Below are 21,698 nucleotides of genomic sequence, written 5' to 3' on the forward strand. Positions count from 1 at the left end.
TTACAGCAATTTCAGAATCATTTAATTCTCTTTTAGAAATATATTTGAGATTAATACTATTTTCCGATATTGGTGTAATAGCCATTTTAGGTGGCTTTGCACCTTTTACCTTTTTCATAATTATAGAATGAATAAAGTTTAGGGATTTTAAAAACTTATATAGAGTAACTCTTTTAAAAAATACAGGGTAATCTTCAGCAAACTTATTTAAGTTATTCTCCCCTATTACCTTCCATAAATCTTTAACTGAAACTCCAACATTATCTGCTATAATATCGATTAATGTAAAGATTTTCTCATCTTCTACATCTTCTAGTGGCGAAAAAATAATATTTTCTGGCCAATTAACTTTTCTTAAACACTGGTTTATTGTATTATCTCCATATAAATCTCTACAGGTTCTGATCCATGTGGAAACCACAGTACCTTTCATAAATTTTCCTCCTATTATTGTATTTAAAATATCCATCTATTATTGTATATCTAATATGCATAAATAAACAGATATATTATCGTCAAATAATAAATATTCTTTATTATATTTCATAATAATAAAGAGACTGCCTGAACAATCTCTAATTAAAAACCTAGAATGTAAAATAATAAATTATTTTACATCTTTAATTAATAACCTTACATTGCTAGACAGCCTCATTATTATTGCATATCATCAAAATAATTAAATCTTGGTACTGTTCTATCATAATAATTATCGAAAGACCTTGGTGGTATAAAGATTCTCTCTACAGATTTTGCACTTCTTCTAAGTTCAGCTATTCTACTTACACCAACATATATATCAGAAATCTTATACCAAGTTGCATAGTCTACCACACCAGTCTTTGGTAAATTAAATACTCCTTGAAAAACTTTAACAGCTTCAGCTGTATTTTCTCCAAAAATCCCATCCTGTGCCACCTTAGGAATTAAAGGGTAGTTTTGTGATATTCTATTTAAATATTCTTGTATAGCTTGTACTTCTGATCCAGTTGATCCTACTATTAAATCATATCCAGGATAAGACTTTGGAATACCTTTAACTTGTTCTGCAGTTACTAGCTCTATATCACTTCCATAAAAGTTAGTTAAAATTTCATAAGGTGTTTTTCCTTGATCTCCTAAGTACTTACTTCCCCATTGTGTCATCCATTCAGGACAAGTAACATTTTTTCCATCACAATATTGTGTTAGTAAAGGCTGTTTTTTTCCTATCCTTCTTATATAAGTTGCAAAGATATCATCTACAACAGCACTTATACTTTCAAATATGTTTCTTCCATAAGTAAAAGCATGATCATAAGCTGTAGAATTTGTTATATCAAAGTTTTTTCCCTTTCCCCTGTACCATTCTGTATATATTCTATTTAATGTAAATGAAATTATTGCATATACATTTGCTCTTATAGTACTTTCTGGCCAAGTTGAATAAATTTCGCAAGAAGCTACATTTTTTATATAATCCTTATATAAAACCTTATAGTTTGCTGCTGATGTGTTATTAGGACCTCCTGCATGTACTACTATGAATTCTGGTACAACAGGTTTTGGTAAAACTACTCCACTAGTCGGTGGTGGAAGAGGTTTATCCACTTCTTCAGGAATTTTTTCTGGATAATTACCATTCAATGTATTTGGTCCTATATTTATTATTTCATTTACATTTCCACCTTGCTGATTTTGTGGAAAGTTAGCTGTATTAGGTGGTATATTAATATTTTCCATTCTAGTCAATATACCTGAAGATTCTATAAGATTACATTGTTGTATTGCTAACTCATCAGGGAATACCTGACATCTGTTTATTAATATACTTTGAAATCCTTCCCTTTCAACTAATATATCATACATGCTATAAGGGGTTCTTCCTGTGGGTTGTTCGGAATATTCTAATGGTGGTGCTTCTAAATCTACAATTTGAGATTCCCCCATTGAATTTGTAGTTAGTACTATTTCATTAGTATTTGTACCACCTTCAGATGGTCTTACTGTTATTCTTGTATTATTTACAGGCAAATAAGTTTCATTTACAAAGCATTGAACTTTCAACCTACCCTGAGCCATATATTACTCCTTTATAATTTCTCCTTTAATTAATATATGCATGCCTTTAATTTTGGTTCTAATTATATATCTTATATAAACATACTAACCTTTCTTATAAATAATTTTAATATAGCTATTATTTATCCCTAGTATTTTCTACTCCGCCTGTTAGGTTTTCCCTTATACCATCAAAGACTTTCTTCATATTTATTGTCCCATATCCCCATTGCTCATTAGGATATTTCTCTCCCACTCTCATATCAGTTCCTCTAATTAAATAACTTCTTAACTCTGTAGGATATATTTTTTTATTATTTCCATCTACAATTGCCCATTGTAATAAAAGAGCACAACATCCTGACATAACAGCTGTTGCTACAGATGAGCCACTAATGGTTCTAGTTCCACCTCCTGGAGTAGTTACTAGGGCATTAATTCCTCCTGCAGCTACGTCTGGCTTTATTCTTCCATCTCTAGTAAAACCTCTTCCTGACTGACCAACTATGGCATTATTATTCTGATTATAAAAAGCTGAAACTATGGCGCCCTTTGATGTGCCTGGAATAGTTAATGTTGTATATTGGCTTGGACTTAGAAATTTTGTTTCTTCATCTAATAAGCTTCTTTGAGGTAGCCAACTCCAATACCTTCCATCAACAATATAATCTCCATATAATTTAAACTGCCATATACCTTCCCTTAGATTTCTTGCTTCAATACTTATTATTTCTGCCCCTGTAATAGGATCTGGATAATAGTAATAAACCCTCATTTTAGTGCCTTCATAAACAAAACTTATATTTTCCACTTTATTTAATTTAGCTGGTATTTTTTCTATTACTTCTCCTGATGGTGATACTATTCCTAAAGACACTCTATCTGGCTGTTGTACATATATTTGAAAGTTTAAACTCTTTTGACTCTTCCCAACCTTAATTTCTATGGTATTAATATCATTAGCTCCTGCAAATTTCCCTTCTGTATGGGTGTCAGTATCTCCTTCATTCCCCGTTCCTGTAACACATACAATTCCAGCTTGTTTGCTGATAAAATCTATTGCTCCTTCAATTTCACTTGTTCCATCATGAGAGCCTGTATTGGTGCCTACTGGAATACACATTACTAATGGTTTACCAAGATCACTAGCTAATCTTGATAAATATCTAATTCCTAAATATATATCTATACTTGTATATCTGCCAGGTTTAACATCATTTAACCCTGCTCTACTTTGTATAATTCTAGGGGCTTCATTTAGTTTAACTATGGCAAAATCACAATTAGGAGCTGCTCCTATAAGGTCTGGATTATAGCCTCTAGCTCCAGTTATACTTGCCATAGCTGTTCCATGGCCTATTGTATCCTTAGTATTTACTATTGAATAAGGATCTCCTCCATTTTTACTTTCTTGTATAGCTCTATTAATATCTTCTTCCTTATACTCTGTTCCAACTTTAACCCCATATATATTTTGATTGCTATTTATTGTTTGATCCCATATCCTTAAAATTCTTGTGGTATCATCTTCTTTCATAAATTCTCTATTTAAATAATCTATTCCTGTATCTATAATTCCAATAATAACTCCTCGCCCATTTAACTGAAGAAATGGATTGTTATGAAATAAACTTGCTCCACTAGCATCTACAGGAGATATTTGCTCTAATGTATATATTGAATAAATTTCTATAGATGCTACATCTTTTATATAAGGAAGAATGTCATTTATCTTATTAAAAGGTATAAATACTACTGCATAATTATTATCTAATACTGTAACAGATGTATTAAGTATATCTTCTATTTTCATTAATTGCTCTACTGAATTATATTCTACAAATATACCAATAACTTCATTATCTTCACTAGTATCTATATTTTGTTCTATTCTATTTATAAACTCTTCTATTTTCTTCATATTAGTATTTTTATCCCCCCTCCTATTCTTATTACTTAATTTATTTCCTCTTTGATTATTAGAGAAACCTATATTTTCTATCACTCTCTTAATTGCAGAATCTAAACAAACCTCCCCATAACCCCAAGTTGGGTCTGGATACGTTATTTCTGTTCTATTCCTGTTGGCAGACACTACTAAAAAATACTTAAGTCTTTCTCCATAAAGATATGGATCATTTTGTTTAACTATTCCCCACTCCATCATTAAAGCTGCTATTCCTGAAACATGTGGGGTAGCCATTGATGTACCACTTTTAGAATCAAAACTTCTATTAGGAATGGGTGATACTATTCCTTCCCCTGGGGCAACTAAGTCTGGTCTAATAGGCTGGTAAATTGTTTCCTTTCCCCTTCCACTAAAAGGTGATATATTATTAGTTAAATAATTATAGCTTCCAACTGCTATAACATTAGTTACTGTAGCTGGTATCCCTAAAGTATTTAAAATAGTAGGTTGTAAAAACTTAGTATTAACATTTAGGCCTTCTCTAATAGGTAGCCACATATCATAAATTCCACTATACTGATTTAATAAATTAATACTAATTTCCCATTGCCCTGATAATATATATTGTCCACCTGATAATATAGCAATAGTAATTTCTCCAACTATATCAAAAGGCTTTGGACCTGAATAATAGAGCTGATATCTATCCATTCCTATTGTTCCTTGGTAATATCCCTCTCTAATGGTTATATCTCCACTTGTTGCTCCAGCAGGACTAGTTATTCTAATAGATATATCTGATAAAACAGGCTTATATAAATTCAATATTATCCCTGGTTCATCTGCTGCAACATTTATAGAAACTCTATTTTGCCTTTCTAAATTTCCACCAATATGATGTGATGCATCTCCTTCATTGCCAGCTGCTATTACTATAGTAACTCTCTCTAATGTTGATACAGTAGAAATATATTGTTCTAAAAGGCTCGTCCCATTATGTGCTCCATCATTAGTACTAAGACTAATATTAACTACTAAAGGCTTCTTTAAGAATTTACTTGCTTCTATTAAAAATTTTAATCCCTTCATAATATTGCTGCTTAAAGCAAAATTACCTCTTGTGCATTTAACCATAGCTATAGAACTTTTAGGTGCTACACCATAATACTGACTATTAATTTTTCCTCCTGCACAAGCTATACCTGCTACATGGGTTCCATGTTCAACAGTATCAATAGATGGAACAATAGAATATGGGTCTTGGCTACTTAGAGCCTTATCTATATCCTCTCTACTATAAGGCTTACCACCTTCGCTTAAATCATAAATATAATCTATCCTAGTAGTTCCATCGCTATTTCTAAAGGCAGGATGAGTATAATCTATTCCAGTATCTATAAAACCTATTAAAACTCCCTCGCCTTCAATTCCATAGGCACTTCTAGCAACCGGAACGCAAGCTGCTCTATTACTACTAGCATCTGTAGTATATAATTGCTTTGGTAATTCAATATATTCAATTGATGGAATATTGGCTAGCTTAATTATATTTTCTATAGAAATTGTTACTAAACCAAATCCATAGCCTAAGTCATAATAGCTTCCCCCAATACTCTCAACTGCAGTTCTTATGTTTTCTGTAGTATCTCCTGATATAATAGTAACTTCTATGGTGCTATTTCCATCTTGCCCTAATCCAACATTTAACCCTAATTTCCCAAGTAAGTTTTTAGATATATTTTGAGCTAGTCCTAGCCCAGAACTTATTTTATTTGAATTTATATTTTCTATTACTATCACCTCAAAAAGTTATTTGTACTAATATATGACTACTGAAATTCATGTGATATATAAATTCAAATATCTATTAAAGTTAATATTAACTATTTTTATTGTTAACAACAAAAAAAGAGATGAAATGTTACATTTCATCTCTAATGCTTATAATTATTTTATAATTTTATTTCTAATCTCTCTAGCTTTGCTACTACAGAAATCTCGTTTAAGTTCATAGTTTCTGTTAAAAGAGTTCCACCATTACTAACTAATAAAGCCTTAGAATTTCCTAATAACTTTATCTGTCTTATAGCTCTTTTTCCCTTATATTCAACTAGGAAAATACCATTATTAGTAGGTTCTTTAACTATACTAGAAAAGGCTAAATCTCCTTTTAACATTCTAAAGCCAGACATTTCATCATCTTGAATTTCTAAGTATAAAACTTTGTCTTGATTGAAGCCTTCAACTTTATTTGAGTGAATTGGTAACTCCTTATATCCCTTGCTATTCTTTAAAGTATAATCGAATATAGGAACATTTTTTAATACTGATGAAAAGGCATTTGTCCAAACCTCTTCCTGCTTTGAATTATTATTCTTAGCAGAAGAATTAGTTTTTAAATCCTTCATCATTTTTCTTTCTTCTAATAAAGCTTCATCTGTTACTACCATGCTAACATCATTAAAATCAGCCTTTAATATTTTTGATGCTTTATCAATAAAAGATTCTTGAGCTATTCTTCTTCCCATTTCAACTTCATTAATAAACTTTTCTGCAACTCCTAGCTTTTTAGCTAAAGCCTTTTGACTTAATCCATTTTTTATTCTAGCTTCCTTTATCTTATCGCCAACTCTGCTCACTTAAGCTCTTCCCTTCTGATTTCTTAAATACCATTCTCTTTCTTCAATTAAATGCTCAATTAAATAACTAAATTTCCATTGAATTGAAGAAGGTGTCACTGTGGCAAATATTCCTTCTTTATATCTCTTCCTAATTGTTGTTATAGCTGATTTAATTTCCTCGTCTGAGAATCCATTAAATAAAATAACAGCTTCATTAGGTAAATTTGCATTAACAGTTTCAAATCTTAGTCCATTTAAAATATCATATACTGTCATTTCTGCCATTTCCCTTGATACTTCTACTACCTTAAACTCATCATTTTTTAATTCCTTAAGTTCCTCTTCTGGTATATTATGAACTAATATGCACTTATTATTGCTAAGCATATTCCTCTCCACTCCCCCTTTTTTATGTTATCTTCCTACAGTTTCTGGTTCGTCGTAAGTTTCGCCAAAAGTATCAACAGTAACTTTAAGCATTCTTTGATCTTCAAGCGGCTTATCATTATAATCTCTCTTAGCCTTTACTATTTCATCAGCAACTTCCATACCTTCTATAACCTTACCAAAAGCAGCGTATTGATTATCTAAATGTGGAGCATCTGCTACCATTACAAAGAATTGGCTTCCTGCTGAATCATGAACCATAGTTCTAGCCATAGATAAAACACCTCTTGAGTGCTTTAAGTCATTTTTAAATCCATTTCTATTAAATTCACCTTTAATACTATATCCTGGGCCACCCATTCCTGTTCCATCTGGACAACCACCTTGAATCATAAATCCAGGTATTACTCTATGGAATATAACTCCATCATAAAAACCTTTATTTATTAAGCTTATAAAATTTTTAACTGTATTAGGAGCTACTTCTGGATATAATTCTGCTTTAATAACTCCTCCATTTTCCATATTTATAGTTACTATTGGGTTTTTCATATAAAATCTCCTTTCAATGTAAATCCTTACTTATTATTTACACTTTCATCATTATCAATTCTTCTAAAGGCTAGCCTTTAGGTAAAATTTATATTTATCTCTTATAGTAATTATATATTATTTAAAAGTAAAAACAACACATAATTGAAGCTATAAAGCATTCTTCATATTATCCCTAAATAAAGGATAAGAAGGAATTGCATTAATACAATTCCTTCTTACCGATTTTAATAATTAGTTTTTTCATTTTATTATTTAAAGGTAGTTCCTAGAACTACTCTTGAATAATCAGTAGTATTTGATAAATTTTTAACACCAACTTGTTGAAAAATAAAATCTCTACCGAAACTATTAATAAGATCTCCAAATAACATATTTAGAAATGTTGTAGGAATTCTTTTAAATCCATCAAAATCTAATAAAACTCCAATATTAAGACTATTCCTAATCATTTCTCTTAATAATATAGCATCTTCTATAGTTATATCTTCCCCTAATACTTCTCTTACTTTAATTTCCATAAATCTTCCCCCCCAAAAAATATCGTTAATTTATCGAATTTTCTGAATTTTCTCTTTACTATAATATATCAACTCTTCCCGTTTTTGTCAACATTTTAACAATATTTTTTTTAAATTTAAAACAAAAATAAAAACTCCTTTCGGAGTTTTCTTAATTCATTAATAATTCATGACTTAAATCTAGTACTTCTTTCTTATTAGAAGAATTTATAATTTCAATATTTCCTTTTTCTCTAGATTCTGATAATAAATTTTTTTCGCTTAGCCTTCTTCTAAGTTCTCTAGCAGTCCCTAATCCTCCATCTATAATATTAACATCTTCACCAACAATTCTTGATAATGTTTCTTTTATAAATGGATAATGAGTACATCCCAATACTATTGAAGATATTTTACCATCTCTATATGTATTTATTTTTTCTAAAAGATACTCTTCTACAGCCTTACCTTTATATTCTCCTGCTTCTATAAACTCAACAAGACCTGGGCATGGTACTGGTATTATAGATGCTCTCTCCTTATATTTATCCATTAACCTTTTAAATTTTTCTTCTTTTAATGTCATAGCTGTAGCCATAATTAATATATCTCCATTTTTTCTAAGTTCAACAGCTGGTTTTAGAGCTGGTTCTATTCCCACTAAAGGTAGATCTGGATATATTTTTCTTAAATCAGCTACCGCTGCACTTGTTGCAGTGTTGCAAGCTATAGCCATTCCTTTAACGCCCTTATTTAGTAGTAATTCAACTGCTTTAAAAGTTAATTCCCTAACTTCCTCTACAGTTTTCATTCCATAAGGTGCATTGATAGAGTCTCCAAAATATATATAATCCTCATTAGGCATTATCTTTATAGCTTCTCTTAATACGCTTAAACCACCAACTCCTGAATCAAAAAAACCTATTGGCCTGTTTTTATTGTCCAATTAACTCACTCCATTTTCTTTAATCCTACCTTTTATTTTATACCTTTCTTCATGATAAATCTATAAATTTATTATTTGTAATTGATTTATGAAATTTAATGCTATAACTAAAAATTTTAAGAAAAAAAATTTTTAGTTATTAACAAATTTAATCATTGACACCATAGCATGGATATAATAGAATTTTTTTATAAATTATTTAATTTTCCGAATATTATGATGTCTATACCAGTTTAATATTCGATTTTAATTGAAAGGAAGTGAAATTTTCTTTGCTGACTTTTAGCAAAGAATACCTCTATGAAAGACTTAATATATTTAATTCCAAAAGCAAAGCACAATAAAGATGACCTATTCACAATATTTAATGACCATCCTGAAATAAAATTCGTATCCATTGTTGGAATCGACTTATCAGGAAATGATACTGATGAAAAAATCCCGGCTAGACTTTTCCTAGATGATATAGATTCATTCTTAAATGGAGTTGCTATCCAAACAGATGGTTCATCAGTTGTTCTTCCTGGAATAGCTACTTTAAACGATGCAAAGGTAGATATGGTAGCTGACCTTGATGCTAATTGGTTTATTGACTATAACTATGATCATATAGATTATCTTACTAATAAACCTGTTGGTACTCTTAGAATTCCTTCATTTTTAATTCATAATAATAGACCTGTATGTTCAAGAAACATCTTACAATCTGCTATTAATACTTTTAAATCAACTCTTTTAGATATCTTTAAAAACAAACCTGAAACTTTAAAGCCTTTTAAAATTACTTATGATGATATAGATGAAATTGTTGTTACATCTGCAACAGAATTAGAATTCTGGGTTAAAACCCCAAATGAGCAAGCTCATATTGAAGAATTATCAACTTCTCAAGTTTTACAAGAACAATATTGGACAAGAACTAAGGGTTCAGTAAGAACTGCTCTTGAAGAAACTCTTCTACTTATGGAAGCATATGGATTTGAGCCTGAAATGGGACATAAAGAAGTGGGCGGAGTTAAATCTCAATTAGATAACAATGGACAATTTAATCATATAATGGAGCAACTTGAAATAGATTGGAAATATGCAGATGCAATACAAGCTGCTGATAATGAAATTTTTGTAAAAATATTAACTCAAGAAACTTTTAGAAGACATGGTTTAGATGTTACCTTTAAACCTAAGCCTATAGATGACGTAGCTGGTTCAGGAATGCACGTACATTTAGGTGTTAGCTTAAAATTAAATAATGGAAAGAGAATTAACCTATTTACTGCTACAAAGGATGATTTCTTAAGTAAAATAGGATATGGAGCTATAATGGGAGTCCTTAAGAATTACGAAATAATGAATCCTTTTATATCAACTACTAATGGTGCATTTAAGAGATTAAAGCCTGGTTTTGAAGCTCCAATATGTATAGTTACTTCTCTTGGTTTATCTCCTGATAATCCATCAAGAAACAGAACTATATTAATAGGCTTAATAAGAGACTTAGCAAATCCTCTTGCAACTAGATTTGAACTTAGATCTCCAAACCCACATAGTAATATATATTTAACTTTATCTGTTTCTTATATGGCTATGCTTGATGGAATCTTATATGCTCTTCAAGATAACAAAACTGAAGAAGATTTATTATTAGAACTTTCTAAGAAACCTGGTGAGGCTGCAGAGTATCTAGAAAAAGATAGAGCTTATAGAAGTGAAGAAGATGTATTTGAATTCTATAGTGATGATGAAAGAAATAGCTACTTTGGAGAAGCTCCTTCTACAGTTTATGAAAATCTAATTCATTTAGATAAATGCTCTGAAAAATTAAGTGTATTAAAAAGAAATAATGTATTTAGTGATCAATTAATAAATAGCTTTAAACTTGCTATACTTCAAAGATGGACAACTGATATTATTCATAGAATTATTTTAAATCATGCCGCAGAAGTAAGAAGCTTTAAATTATTGCATTCAAACAATGCACTTGACTTAGACATTTCTAATTGGATGACAATAAATAACTTAAGACATTATATAATGAAGGATACTTATACTTCAAAGGGTTTATTCACTAGAATTAAAACCGCTATTTCTAATGAAGAATATTCATTAGCTTCTGATTTACTTAACGAATTAGAAGATAACATGAAAAAGTTAAGAGATCTTTATAGTGACTATACTAAAAATCTATTAGATATATAAAAATATAATATATTATATTTAGAGGCTGTTTTAGACAGCCTCTTTGTTATAATTACACTTTTTATAGAATATTTTGTACTCCTAGTTTATAATAATATTAAATAAAATATATAAATTAATATTGAGAGGTAGTTATGAAATTAATTTTTATAAGACATGGTAAAACTGATTGGAATGTCCAGGGTAGAATTCAAGGCAGTCATGATATAGAACTTAATGAAATTGGAATAAATCAAGCAATGGAATTAAGTAATAAATTAAAAGGTCTTAATTATAACTTCAAAAAAATTTATACAAGCCCTCAGAAAAGAGCATTGAAAACAGCAAAAATAATAAGTGAAATTAGCAATGTTCCATATATTATAGCTGAAGATCTTAAGGAAATTAATATGGGTCAGTGGGAAGGTCTAATATGGAAAGATGTAGAGGATAAATATCCTCTAGAGTATAAGGAATGGAAAGGTAATAGGCGCTTTAATCCACCGCCAAACGGTGAATCATATGAGGATATGATGCAAAGAGTTATAATAGCTTTACATAAAATTATTAATGAAAACACTGATGATGTTGTAATTGTAACCCATAGTGCTGTAATTATGTGCTTACAATGTTACATAACTAATACATCTTTTAATGAAATGTTAAAATTCAAAACAAATAATGCTGAAATTACAGAAATAGATAGTAAATTTATTATATAAGTAATACAGGAATGTTGTTGAAATTATTATACAATATAATGTGCAATAAATAGTAACATTTTAATATTAATTGTTTTCCTAAGCAATAGTTTGGACAACCTACATGTAGTCTAGATTTATGTTTAATAACCACTTTTATATAAGGAGAGAAATTAATGAATATATTACATAAATTTATCTTATTTCTATCATATCTTGCAACAACTATATTTACTATTTCAATTTTAATGGTAGGCTTAGAGAAAAATATCAAAACCACTAAAAAACTTATGATAAAAGGAATGATGATATGTACACAGGAATAATAGATACAATAAATAGTATTCTTCAAAGCTTTCTATTTGTATTTGTAATAAATTATTGCGTTAATGAAGAACATAAAAAAAACAAAAGTCACTTAGTTATATTAGTAATATTACTTTGGATAATTATAACTTCACTCACTTACTTTCTTGGTAATTCAAGTTTATCTATTATAATTATTCATATTGCTCAATTATTATTTTTAATGCTTTTTGCTTATAAAAACGATAAACTCGGAGCAACAATTGGATTTACAATAGTATATTTAATCTTTGGTATAACCATGATTATATCCTTTATTGTATTTGTATTTATAATAAATAATACAAATGTAAATACAATTTATGCCAACATATTAATTATGTATTTGCCTCAATTTATAGTATCCTACTTAATAATAACTAATATAAAATCTATTAATAAGATAAATTTGATTATTAAATCAAGAATCTTTTCTATATTTACTTTAATAATAACTACCATAGCTGTAGATTTTACAATATCCTTTCTACTAATATATAATGACAAAGATAATCCACTTTTTAAAGAAATAGTATTTATATTTTTAGCTGCATTTATAATTTTTATCACATTATATTTTGCCAGTATAGATAAGAAAGCAAAGGAAATTAATAGCTTAAATAAAGAATTAACATCAAAAATTAATGAATTAAAGAAGATTAAACATGACTATGGGTCACAAATATCTTATTTATATGGAACTTATCTTATGAATGACTATGAAAAACTAGGTAAGTTATTAAAGGGAGTAATAGATGGATATGATATCTCATCTCAAGTTAAGGTTATAAGCAGTAACCTATCAATTATTGCCCAAGTAATAAATACTACTGATTTAAAAGAAGTTGATATTCTTATAGATGAACAAGCTGATCTTAATCATGCCAATATAAAAGAATTAGACCTTCAGAGAATCCTTTCTAATATTGTTAGGAATTCTGTTGAAGCCTTAAATGGAAAAGGTCTATTAATGATTAAAAGTTATTATAGTTATAATTACCTAATTATAACTGTGCAAAATAACGGTCCAGAAATTAATGCGGAGCTTATTGAAAAAATATTTGAAGAGGGCTTTTCAACTAAGACAAATAAAAATGGTGATAATGGATTTGGCTTATATATAGTTAAAGAACTACTCTATAGTTATAATGGTAGTATACATGTAAATAGTAATAAGGATGTAACTACATTTACAATAAAATTACCCTTACATATAGAGTAATTAATAACTTAAATAAAAATAGAGCTGTTGCACAGCTCCTAATTAAAAACTTAGAATGTAAAATGAAGAATTATTTTTAGTAATTTGTTCCAAATCACTAAAAATATATATTTTATTATAAACTCCTTTAGGAGTTTATTTCTTCATTTTACATTGTGCCACAGCACCACTTATATCCAAGCTGGAATATGTATTTTATCACTATTCATTAGTGAGATGTTGTCTTCAATTATTCTTCTTTTGCTAATTATATTACTTTTCTTTATAGAGTTCTTACTTATAAAGTCCTCTGCTTCTTTTAAACTATTCGCCTTAAATACAAATGTCCATCCATCTTTGTCGTACTTTCCTGTACAAATCATATATTTATTATTATCATAATCTTTATGTTGTCTATCTACTATTATGCTCTTAAATTCTCCAATTGTTTTATAATTTAATTTTACAAAAACATCATTATTCATTATAACCCCTCCGAGCAAACATAAGTTCTATCTTTATATTTATATTAACCGAACATACGTTCATTGTCAATAATTTTAACTATCTTTTTGTAAAAATTTATAAAAAAATATCCATTTAGAAATTTATGTAAAATAAAATTGTTTATTATATAATTATATTAAATTACACTTCAAAAATATTGTATATAATATTTATTCTAACTCCTTAATTGCCTTCCATTCCTCTTCTAAAATAGCCATAATAATAACATCTTCGTATTTATCTCCATCTAGAATAGCATCCTTTTTTACTCCTTCAACTTTAAAACCTGCTTTTTCATAGGCTCTTTTTGCTCTTGGATTAAATGCAAATACTTCTAATTCTAATCTATGAAGCTTTAAGCATTCAAAAGCAAAATCTCTAGTAGTTTCTACTATCCATGAGCCTATACCTTTTGAACGTCCTTCTTTTCTAAAAATAACAATTCTAAAATTTGCAGATTTTAATTCCCAATCTATTTCGTTAATAACACTTTCTCCAATAAATCTCCCTTCTGAATCAATAATCATAAAATCATATCTATCTGTATCGTCTACAATCCTATTATAATAATTAACTACTCCTTCATAATTAAAATCCCCACTTGAACCAGTTAATCTATTCACTTCTTCATCTGACACTTCAAAACAATCCCTATAATACTTATCTGCTTGTCCATATTCAAAGGAACGTAAAACAATGCCATCCTTCTGCCAACTCATTTTATATTTTTCCATTTCTTTTTCTCCTTCATAAATTCACTAATCTTTAAACAATAAATACCTTCATATATATTATAATCCTATAATATATATGAGAAAGAGGCTTTTCATTTATATGAAGGCCTCTTTCTCTATTAATAATCTATACTCTTATTTTGTTATATCAAATACTTCTAAATCTTTTTTATTTAAACCCTGTACCATAACTTCTGCTATTGCTCTTAATGTATCTAATGCTGTTATTACACCAATATTTCTCTCTACTGCTGCTCTTCTTATTAGGAATCCATCTCTATTAGAATCATTACCCTTTGTTGGAGTATTTACAACTAAATCAACTTCTCCATTTTTAATTATATCTAATATATTTGGTTCTTCTTCATCTAATTTCCTTACTACTTCTACTTCTATATGGGCTTCACTTAAAAGCTTTGCGGTTCCTTTCGTTGCTACAAACTTATATCCAGCAGCTGATAGCATCATAGCTATTGGAAGGAATTCCTTCTTATCATGCTCTTTTACAGTTGCTAATATCTTTCCCTTTTTATTTGAAGGATACATATTTCCTGCTATAAAGCCCTTATATAAAGCTTCTTTAATATTTCTTCCTATTCCTAATACTTCTCCAGTAGACTTCATTTCAGGTCCTAATGAAACCTCTACTTTAGGAAGCTTTTGAGTTGAGAATACAGGCACTTTAACTGATACTAATTCTGGTTCCTTATATACTCCTGTACCATAGTCTAACTCACTTAATTTACATCCTAGCATTACCTTAGTAGCTAAATCTACTATTGGAACTTTGCTAACCTTACTTATATATGGAACAGTTCTTGATGCTCTTGGATTCACTTCAATTATATAAAGTCCTCCTTCAAATTCTATGAATTGTATATTTATCATACCCTTTATTCCTATAGCGATTGCTATTTTTTTTGTATAATCTAATACCTTATTCTTAATCTTCTTGCTAATATTTTGGCTAGGATACATTGTAACTGAATCTCCTGAATGAACTCCAGCTCTTTCTAAGTGCTCCATAATTCCTGGTATTAATATTTCTTCGCCATCTGATATAGCATCAACTTCTATTTCTCTACCCATTAGATATTTATCTACTAATATTGGATTCTTATTATCCTTTGCAAAAGCGTTCTTTAAGTAGTATTTTAATTCTTCCTCATCATGAGTAATTTCCATCCCTTGTCCCCCTAAAACATAAGATGGTCTTACTAACACTGGGAATCCTAATATCTTAGCTTCTTCTAATCCCTCTTCTATATTCCATATTCCCTTACCCTTTGGTCTATCAATTCCTAGACTTTCTAGTAATTCATCAAACTTCTCTCTATCTTCAGCCATATCTATTTGATCAGCAGTAGTGCCAAGAGTCTTAATTCCCTTTTCCTTTAAGAAATTAGCTAATTTTATGGCTGTTTGACCACCAAATTGAAGTATAACACCATATGGATTTTCTTTTTCAATTATATTAAATACATCCTCTTCAGTTAATGGCTCAAAATATAATTTATCAGAAATATTAAAATCCGTACTTACTGTTTCTGGATTATTATTTATTATTATAGTTTCTATACCCATTTTCTTTAATGACTTTACACAGTGTACTGAAGCATAATCAAACTCTATACCTTGCCCTATTCTTATTGGTCCAGAACCTATAACTATTACCTTTTTATTGTCAGATACTTCTACTTCATCATATTCTTCATAAGTTGAATAATAGTATGGTGATAAAGCTTCAAATTCTCCTCCGCAAGTATCAACCATCTTATATGCAGGTTTTATATTCCATATACTTCTTAACTTATAAATATCATCTTCACTAACATTAAGCATATCTGCTATAGCCTTATCTGCAAAGCCCTTTTTCTTTAAATTTAGTAACCATTCTTTATCTAAATCTTCTATTTTACTAGATTTTAATTTATTTTCTTCTTCTATTATCCATTTAAATTTTTGTAAGAAGAATATATCTATTCCTGTTATCTTAGAGATACTTTCAATTCTATAATCTCTTCTTATCATTTCAGCTAAGGCAAATAATCTTTCATCATCTGGCTTAACTACCATTGATTTTAATTCTTGAATACTTAACTCCTTAAATTTTGGATGATATAATGAGTATCTTCCTATTTCTAAACTTCTTATTCCCTTTAATAAAGCTGCTTCTAAGTTAGAACCTATAGCCATTATTTCTCCTGTCGCCATCATCTTAGTTCCTAAAACCCTATCTGCTGTAAAGAACTTATCAAAAGGCCACTTTGGAATCTTAACTACTACATAATCTAATGTTGGTTCAAAACAAGCATAAGTTTTTTGAGTAACTGCATTCTTAATTTCATCTAGACCATATCCTAAGGCTATCTTTGCAGCTAATTTTGCAATTGGGTATCCAGTTGCTTTAGATGCTAAAGCTGATGATCTTGAAACTCTAGGATTAATTTCTATAACTGCATATTCAAAGGAGTTTGGATTTAATGCAAATTGAACATTACAACCACCTTCAATTCCTACAGCATTTATAATATTTATTGCTGATGTTCTAAGCATTTGATATTCTTTGTCTGATAAAGTTTGTGATGGTGCTACAACTATACTATCTCCTGTATGAATACCTACTGGGTCTATGTTTTCCATATTACATACAGTTATACAATTTCCATAAGAGTCTCTCATTACTTCGTACTCTACTTCTTTCCATCCCTTAATTGATTTTTCTAAAAGAACTTGTCCTATTGTACTTAATTGTAATCCTGACTCTAATATTTCTATTAATTGTTCTTCATTATCAGCTATTCCACCACCAGTTCCACCTAATGTATAAGCTGGTCTAACTATTACTGGATAACCTATTGTTTCAGCATATTTAATTCCTGCTTCTATTTCTGTTATTATTTCACTTTGAATAACTGGCTCACTAATTCTATTCATCATATTTCTAAAAAGTTCTCTATCTTCTCCTTCTTTAATAGATTGAATAGATGTTCCAATTACTTTTACATTATATTTATCTAAAATTCCTTTTTCGTATAATTCTACAGCTAAGTTTAGGCCTGTTTGACCTCCCATTCCTGTAATCATACTATCTGGTCTTTCCTTATCAATAACCTTTTCTAAAAATTCTATTGTTAATGGTTCTATATATATCTTATCAGCAACTTCTTCATCAGTCATAATAGTTGCTGGATTTGAATTTACTAAGACTACTTCTATTCCTTCTTCCTTTAGTGCTTGGCAAGCTTGTGTTCCTGAATAATCAAATTCTGCTGCTTGCCCTATAACTATTGGTCCTGACCCTATAACTAAAACCTTTTTTATTTCTTTATTTAATGGCATCTCCTAACTCCTCCTATAGTGCATAATTTAAGAACTTATCAAATATATACTCGCTGTCCTGTGGTCCTGCTGAAGCCTCTGGGTGAAACTGAACTGAATATATAGGAAAAACTGTATGCTTCATTCCCTCAATAGTTCCATCATTAATATTAATATGAGTTGCCACAACACCTTCTGGTAGACTTTCAACTACATATCCATGGTTTTGTGATGTAATATGAACTTTATTTTCTTCTAAATCCTTAACTGGATGATTACACCCTCTATGACCAAATTTTAATTTAGTAGTTTTACCACCTAAGCTTAAAGCTAAAAGCTGGTGTCCTAAACAGATACCCACTAGAGGTTTCTTACCTATTAAACTTTTTACATTTTCTATTACATTTTCTAAATCCTCTGGGTCTCCAGGTCCATTTGATAAAAACACTAAGTCTGGATTTACTTCTAAAATTTCTTCTGAAGTTGCATCCATTGGAAATACTGTTAATTTACAATCTCTCTTTTTAAAATTTCTAATTATATTTTCCTTTATTCCAAAGTCAATTATTGCTACATGTTTACCCTTTCCTTCTATAATGTATTTTTCCTTTGTAGTCACATTGCTAACTGCATCTTTATTTGAGAAAGCCTCAACTCTCTCTTTAACATCTTCTAAGTTAACATCATCTAAAGAAATCATACCCTTCATAGTTCCATAGTTTCTTAAAACCTTGGTTAGTGCTCTTGTATCTATTCCTTCTAAACCTATAATTTTATTTTGCTTTAGATAATTTTCAAGGTCCATTTCGCATCTAAAATTATTAGGAAAATCACATTTTTCTCTTACTATAAATCCTTTAACCTTTGGTGTTTTTGACTCCATATCTTCTAGGTTTACCCCATAATTACCTATAAGAGGATAAGTCATAGTAACAATTTGTCCATAATAGGATGGATCTGTTAAAACTTCTTGATAGCCTGTCATTCCAGTAGTGAATACTACTTCACCTATACTATCTTTTAAATATCCGAAGGCTTTGCCTTCAAAAATCATTCCGTTTTCTAATATTAGCTTTCCTTTCATATTTAGCCCTCCTAAAATATAAATATATATAGCTAAAAATACACTTCATAAAAGCTTATCCTACTAAAATAAAAAGGATACTAAGGAGATAACAAAATTACTGTTTTCTCCCTACTATCCTTCTATATTTAATATCAGTATTAGAAAAAGTCCTAACTGACATAACTATGCAATTATTTTGTGAATATAAATATAACATAAATACATACTCCCTTTCTGGCCTCACAGGACCAATTTAAAGTGTACTTTTTAACTTAGTATAAAAGTCATTATCCTTTTATACTATTCTATATTTCCCCAATGTATATGTCAAGATTTACTATATTAATATTTATACATATAAAAAGACTATTTAAACAAACTTTTTTAAACTTCACAAAACTATTACCGACATAAATATACTGATAGTAGATAAGTTATATATTATATTATTTATTTACTATATATAATACATTATTTTAATAAAATTTAAAACACATTTATGAATATTTATTCATAAATGTGTTATTTTTATACTAAGTTCTGTTTATTTTTCCTAAAATTATTCATATATTTTGTGATAATTATTATCTTTAACTAATTATATATTCTTTCATATACTATTCTAATAGCTCATCTTTCACTTTAAGTTCATAATTTTACCTATATGTAAAAATATTCAAATATTTATTGATTTTTTCACCTAAATATTGTAAAATAGTATATTATAACTCTTAAAAAAATATTTTTTACCATTATATAAAAGGAGGAACCATATGCTTAATTTAAATAATGTCAGCAAAAGCTTTAAAAAAGTAACTGTAGTTGATAACTTATCCTTTTCAGTAGATAAAGGTGAAATAGTTGGTCTACTTGGTGAAAACGGTGCTGGTAAAACCACAACTTTAAGAATGATATCTACAATGCTTGAAATATCAGCAGGAGATATTAAGGTAAATGACATAGATGTAAAATCAACTCCTGAAAAAGTAAGAAAAGAAATTGGAATACTTTTCGGAGGTGATGTAGGCTTATACGATAGATTAACTGGAAGAGAAAACATAAGATACTTTGCTAACCTATATGGCATGAGCAAGAAGGAAGCTGATGAGAGAATAGATGTATTGGCTAAAAGTTTTGAAATGGAAGATTATATAAATAAACCTGTTGGAAAATATTCAAGAGGTATGAAACAAAAAATCTCTATTGCAAGATCTATAGTTCATAATCCATCTGTTATGTTATTTGATGAACCAACAACTGGACTAGATGTAAGTGCTGCAAGAATTGTACAAGACTTCATTCTACAATGTAAAAGAGAAAATAAGATTATATTATTCTCAAGTCACTCTATGAAGGAAGTAGAAAAGCTATGCGATAGAGTTGTAATTATTAATAAGGGAAAACTTCTAGAAAATTGCACATTACCACAATTAGCAGAAAAATATAATAATAATGATTTAGAGGAAACATTCCTAACACTTATAGGAGGTCATACTAATGAATAACTTTATAACTGTTTTAAAGAAAGAATTATTAGATATTGTTAGAGATAAAAAAACATTAGTATTTACATTAATACTTCCAATACTTATTTACCCTCTAATGTTTAAATTTATGTCTTCCTCAATGGAAAAGGCAGTAACTGACGTTGAAAAAGAAATTAATATCTATATAGATGGTGATACTGATTCTACTATAGCAAAAGTAATAACATCATTAGAAAATATTAAAGTTTCTGAAATTGACTCCCCTAATGAAGCTCTAAAAAATGGAGATATTCAGTTAATAATAAATATTCCAGAGAATTTTGATGAAAATATAGCTACTGGTAAAAATGATACTATTGATATATTAATTGACCAGGAATCTAATAAATCAATAATTGCTAGTAGTATGGTTAATGAAATTTATGAAAATTATAAAGGCACAATTGTAGAACAAAGATTATCTGCAAGCGGTATTGACCCTTCAATATTAAAGCCATTTGAAGTTAATATTAAATCTGGAATAAGTGAAGATAGTGGAGCTGTAGACTCTGTTGCATCTATGCTTCTTACTATGATACCAACACTTATAGTAATATTAATGGTATCTTCAACTGTTGGTATGGCCGCTGACTTAGGAGCAGGTGAAAAAGAAAGATTCACTTTTGAGCCATTACTTTCAACTTCAGCTAAAAGATCTTCTCTTCTTTGGGGTAAAATAACAGCCTTATGCACAGTATCCTTTATAGCCTTAATTGCAAACTTGGCTGCTATGGTATTTTCAATGCAACGATTCATGAACTTTGGAAATGGAGAAATACAATTTAATTTAGCACCATCCACTATACTTGGTATGTTAGTGGTAGGATGCTTAGTTTTAGTAGCCTTATCAGCATTACAAATATCAGTAAGTATCTATGCAAGATCAACTAAGGAAGCAAATTCATACTTAGCTGCTATTACAATGCCAACTATGATTTTATCATTTATTCCATATATGATGGATGCAAAAGGAATAAATCCAATATTCTTTAATATCCCTGTAACCAACGCAATTTGCTTAATGAAAGAGTTCACAGTTGGAATATTCGATGTTAAACACATAGCTTTAGTTATAGGTTGGCATATAGTTTATATAATTGCTGCAATTATATTTGCTAAATTTATGTTCTCAAAAGAAGAAGTTATTTTTAGGAATTAATAATGCAC

General features: G+C 29.1%; 18 protein-coding genes. 6 read left to right on the plus strand and 12 right to left on the minus strand.

From position 1 onward, the window contains the following. The 8 genes from HUJ77_RS01385 to murI all read right to left on the minus strand — a co-directional run. The coding region (locus HUJ77_RS01385; RefSeq protein WP_291706777.1) for a heme NO-binding domain-containing protein at positions 1-433 on the minus strand (433 nt) is incomplete at its 3' end. Positions 434-657: 224 nt separating this feature from the next. Further along, positions 658-2,061, minus strand: coding sequence for a peptidoglycan-binding domain-containing protein (locus HUJ77_RS01390; RefSeq protein WP_291706778.1), 1,404 nt, complete (start codon positions 2,059-2,061; stop codon positions 658-660). Positions 2,062-2,179: 118 nt separating this feature from the next. After that, a complete protein-coding gene (locus tag HUJ77_RS01395; RefSeq protein ID WP_291706779.1) occupies positions 2,180-5,749 on the minus strand; it encodes a S8 family peptidase in 3,570 nt (1,189 codons plus the stop codon). A 152-nt stretch (positions 5,750-5,901) separates the two neighbouring features. After that, positions 5,902-6,588 carry a helix-turn-helix transcriptional regulator gene (locus tag HUJ77_RS01400; RefSeq protein WP_291706780.1) on the minus strand — a complete coding sequence of 229 codons (687 nt, stop codon included), beginning with the start codon at positions 6,586-6,588 and terminating at the stop codon, positions 5,902-5,904. Beyond that, on the minus strand, positions 6,589-6,957 hold the full coding sequence (locus HUJ77_RS01405; protein WP_291706781.1) for a DUF3783 domain-containing protein: 369 nt from the start codon (positions 6,955-6,957) through the stop codon (positions 6,589-6,591). A 27-nt stretch (positions 6,958-6,984) separates the two neighbouring features. Next, a complete protein-coding gene (locus HUJ77_RS01410) occupies positions 6,985-7,509 on the minus strand; it encodes a peptidylprolyl isomerase (RefSeq protein ID WP_291706782.1) in 525 nt (174 codons plus the stop codon). A 251-nt stretch (positions 7,510-7,760) separates the two neighbouring features. After that, positions 7,761-8,030, minus strand: a complete 270-nt coding sequence (locus HUJ77_RS01415; protein ID WP_291706783.1) for an STAS-like domain-containing protein — start codon at positions 8,028-8,030, stop codon at positions 7,761-7,763. Positions 8,031-8,181: 151 nt separating this feature from the next. After that, the gene (gene murI, locus HUJ77_RS01420) at positions 8,182-8,955 is read right to left on the minus strand and encodes a glutamate racemase (RefSeq protein ID WP_291706784.1); all 774 of its coding nucleotides are present in this window, start codon (positions 8,953-8,955) and stop codon (positions 8,182-8,184) included. 300 nt (positions 8,956-9,255) lie between these two features. Between murI and HUJ77_RS01425 the strand changes: the two genes are divergently transcribed. From HUJ77_RS01425 to HUJ77_RS01440, 4 genes are all read left to right on the plus strand, one after another. Further along, complete coding sequence (locus HUJ77_RS01425) at positions 9,256-11,151, plus strand: glutamine synthetase (protein WP_291706785.1); 1,896 nt, start codon at positions 9,256-9,258, stop codon at positions 11,149-11,151. Positions 11,152-11,285: 134 nt separating this feature from the next. Continuing rightward, positions 11,286-11,852, plus strand: a complete 567-nt coding sequence (locus HUJ77_RS01430; protein WP_291706786.1) for a histidine phosphatase family protein — start codon at positions 11,286-11,288, stop codon at positions 11,850-11,852. 155 nt (positions 11,853-12,007) lie between these two features. Beyond that, a complete protein-coding gene (locus tag HUJ77_RS01435) occupies positions 12,008-12,157 on the plus strand; it encodes a hypothetical protein (RefSeq protein ID WP_291706787.1) in 150 nt (49 codons plus the stop codon). Beyond that, on the plus strand, positions 12,142-13,398 hold the full coding sequence (locus tag HUJ77_RS01440) for an ATP-binding protein (RefSeq protein ID WP_291706788.1): 1,257 nt from the start codon (positions 12,142-12,144) through the stop codon (positions 13,396-13,398). Before HUJ77_RS01435 ends, HUJ77_RS01440 begins: the two co-directional genes overlap by 16 nt. A 170-nt stretch (positions 13,399-13,568) precedes the next feature. Here HUJ77_RS01440 and HUJ77_RS01445 read toward each other — a convergent pair whose 3' ends face one another. The 4 genes from HUJ77_RS01445 to carA all read right to left on the minus strand — a co-directional run bounded on the left by HUJ77_RS01445 (position 13,569) and on the right by carA (position 19,023). Next, a complete protein-coding gene (locus HUJ77_RS01445; protein ID WP_291706789.1) occupies positions 13,569-13,862 on the minus strand; it encodes a hypothetical protein in 294 nt (97 codons plus the stop codon). Positions 13,863-14,054: 192 nt separating this feature from the next. Further along, positions 14,055-14,618, minus strand: coding sequence for a GNAT family protein (locus HUJ77_RS01450; RefSeq protein WP_291706790.1), 564 nt, complete (start codon positions 14,616-14,618; stop codon positions 14,055-14,057). A gap of 135 nt (positions 14,619-14,753) precedes the next feature. Then, a complete protein-coding gene (carB, locus tag HUJ77_RS01455) occupies positions 14,754-17,960 on the minus strand; it encodes a carbamoyl-phosphate synthase large subunit (protein WP_291706791.1) in 3,207 nt (1,068 codons plus the stop codon). 13 nt (positions 17,961-17,973) lie between these two features. Beyond that, positions 17,974-19,023, minus strand: coding sequence for a glutamine-hydrolyzing carbamoyl-phosphate synthase small subunit (gene carA / locus HUJ77_RS01460; protein ID WP_291706792.1), 1,050 nt, complete (start codon positions 19,021-19,023; stop codon positions 17,974-17,976). A 755-nt stretch (positions 19,024-19,778) separates the two neighbouring features. Between carA and HUJ77_RS01465 the strand changes: the two genes are divergently transcribed. Beyond that, on the plus strand, positions 19,779-20,510 hold the full coding sequence (locus HUJ77_RS01465; RefSeq protein WP_291706793.1) for an ATP-binding cassette domain-containing protein: 732 nt from the start codon (positions 19,779-19,781) through the stop codon (positions 20,508-20,510). After that, the gene (locus HUJ77_RS01470) at positions 20,503-21,690 is read left to right on the plus strand and encodes an ABC transporter permease (RefSeq protein ID WP_291706794.1); all 1,188 of its coding nucleotides are present in this window, start codon (positions 20,503-20,505) and stop codon (positions 21,688-21,690) included. Before HUJ77_RS01465 ends, HUJ77_RS01470 begins: the two co-directional genes overlap by 8 nt. Positions 21,691-21,698: the final 8 nt, after the last annotated feature.

Origin of the sequence: Clostridium sp., from assembly GCF_021443865.1 — a bacterium.
Lineage (GTDB): Bacteria > Bacillota > Clostridia > Clostridiales > Clostridiaceae > Clostridium.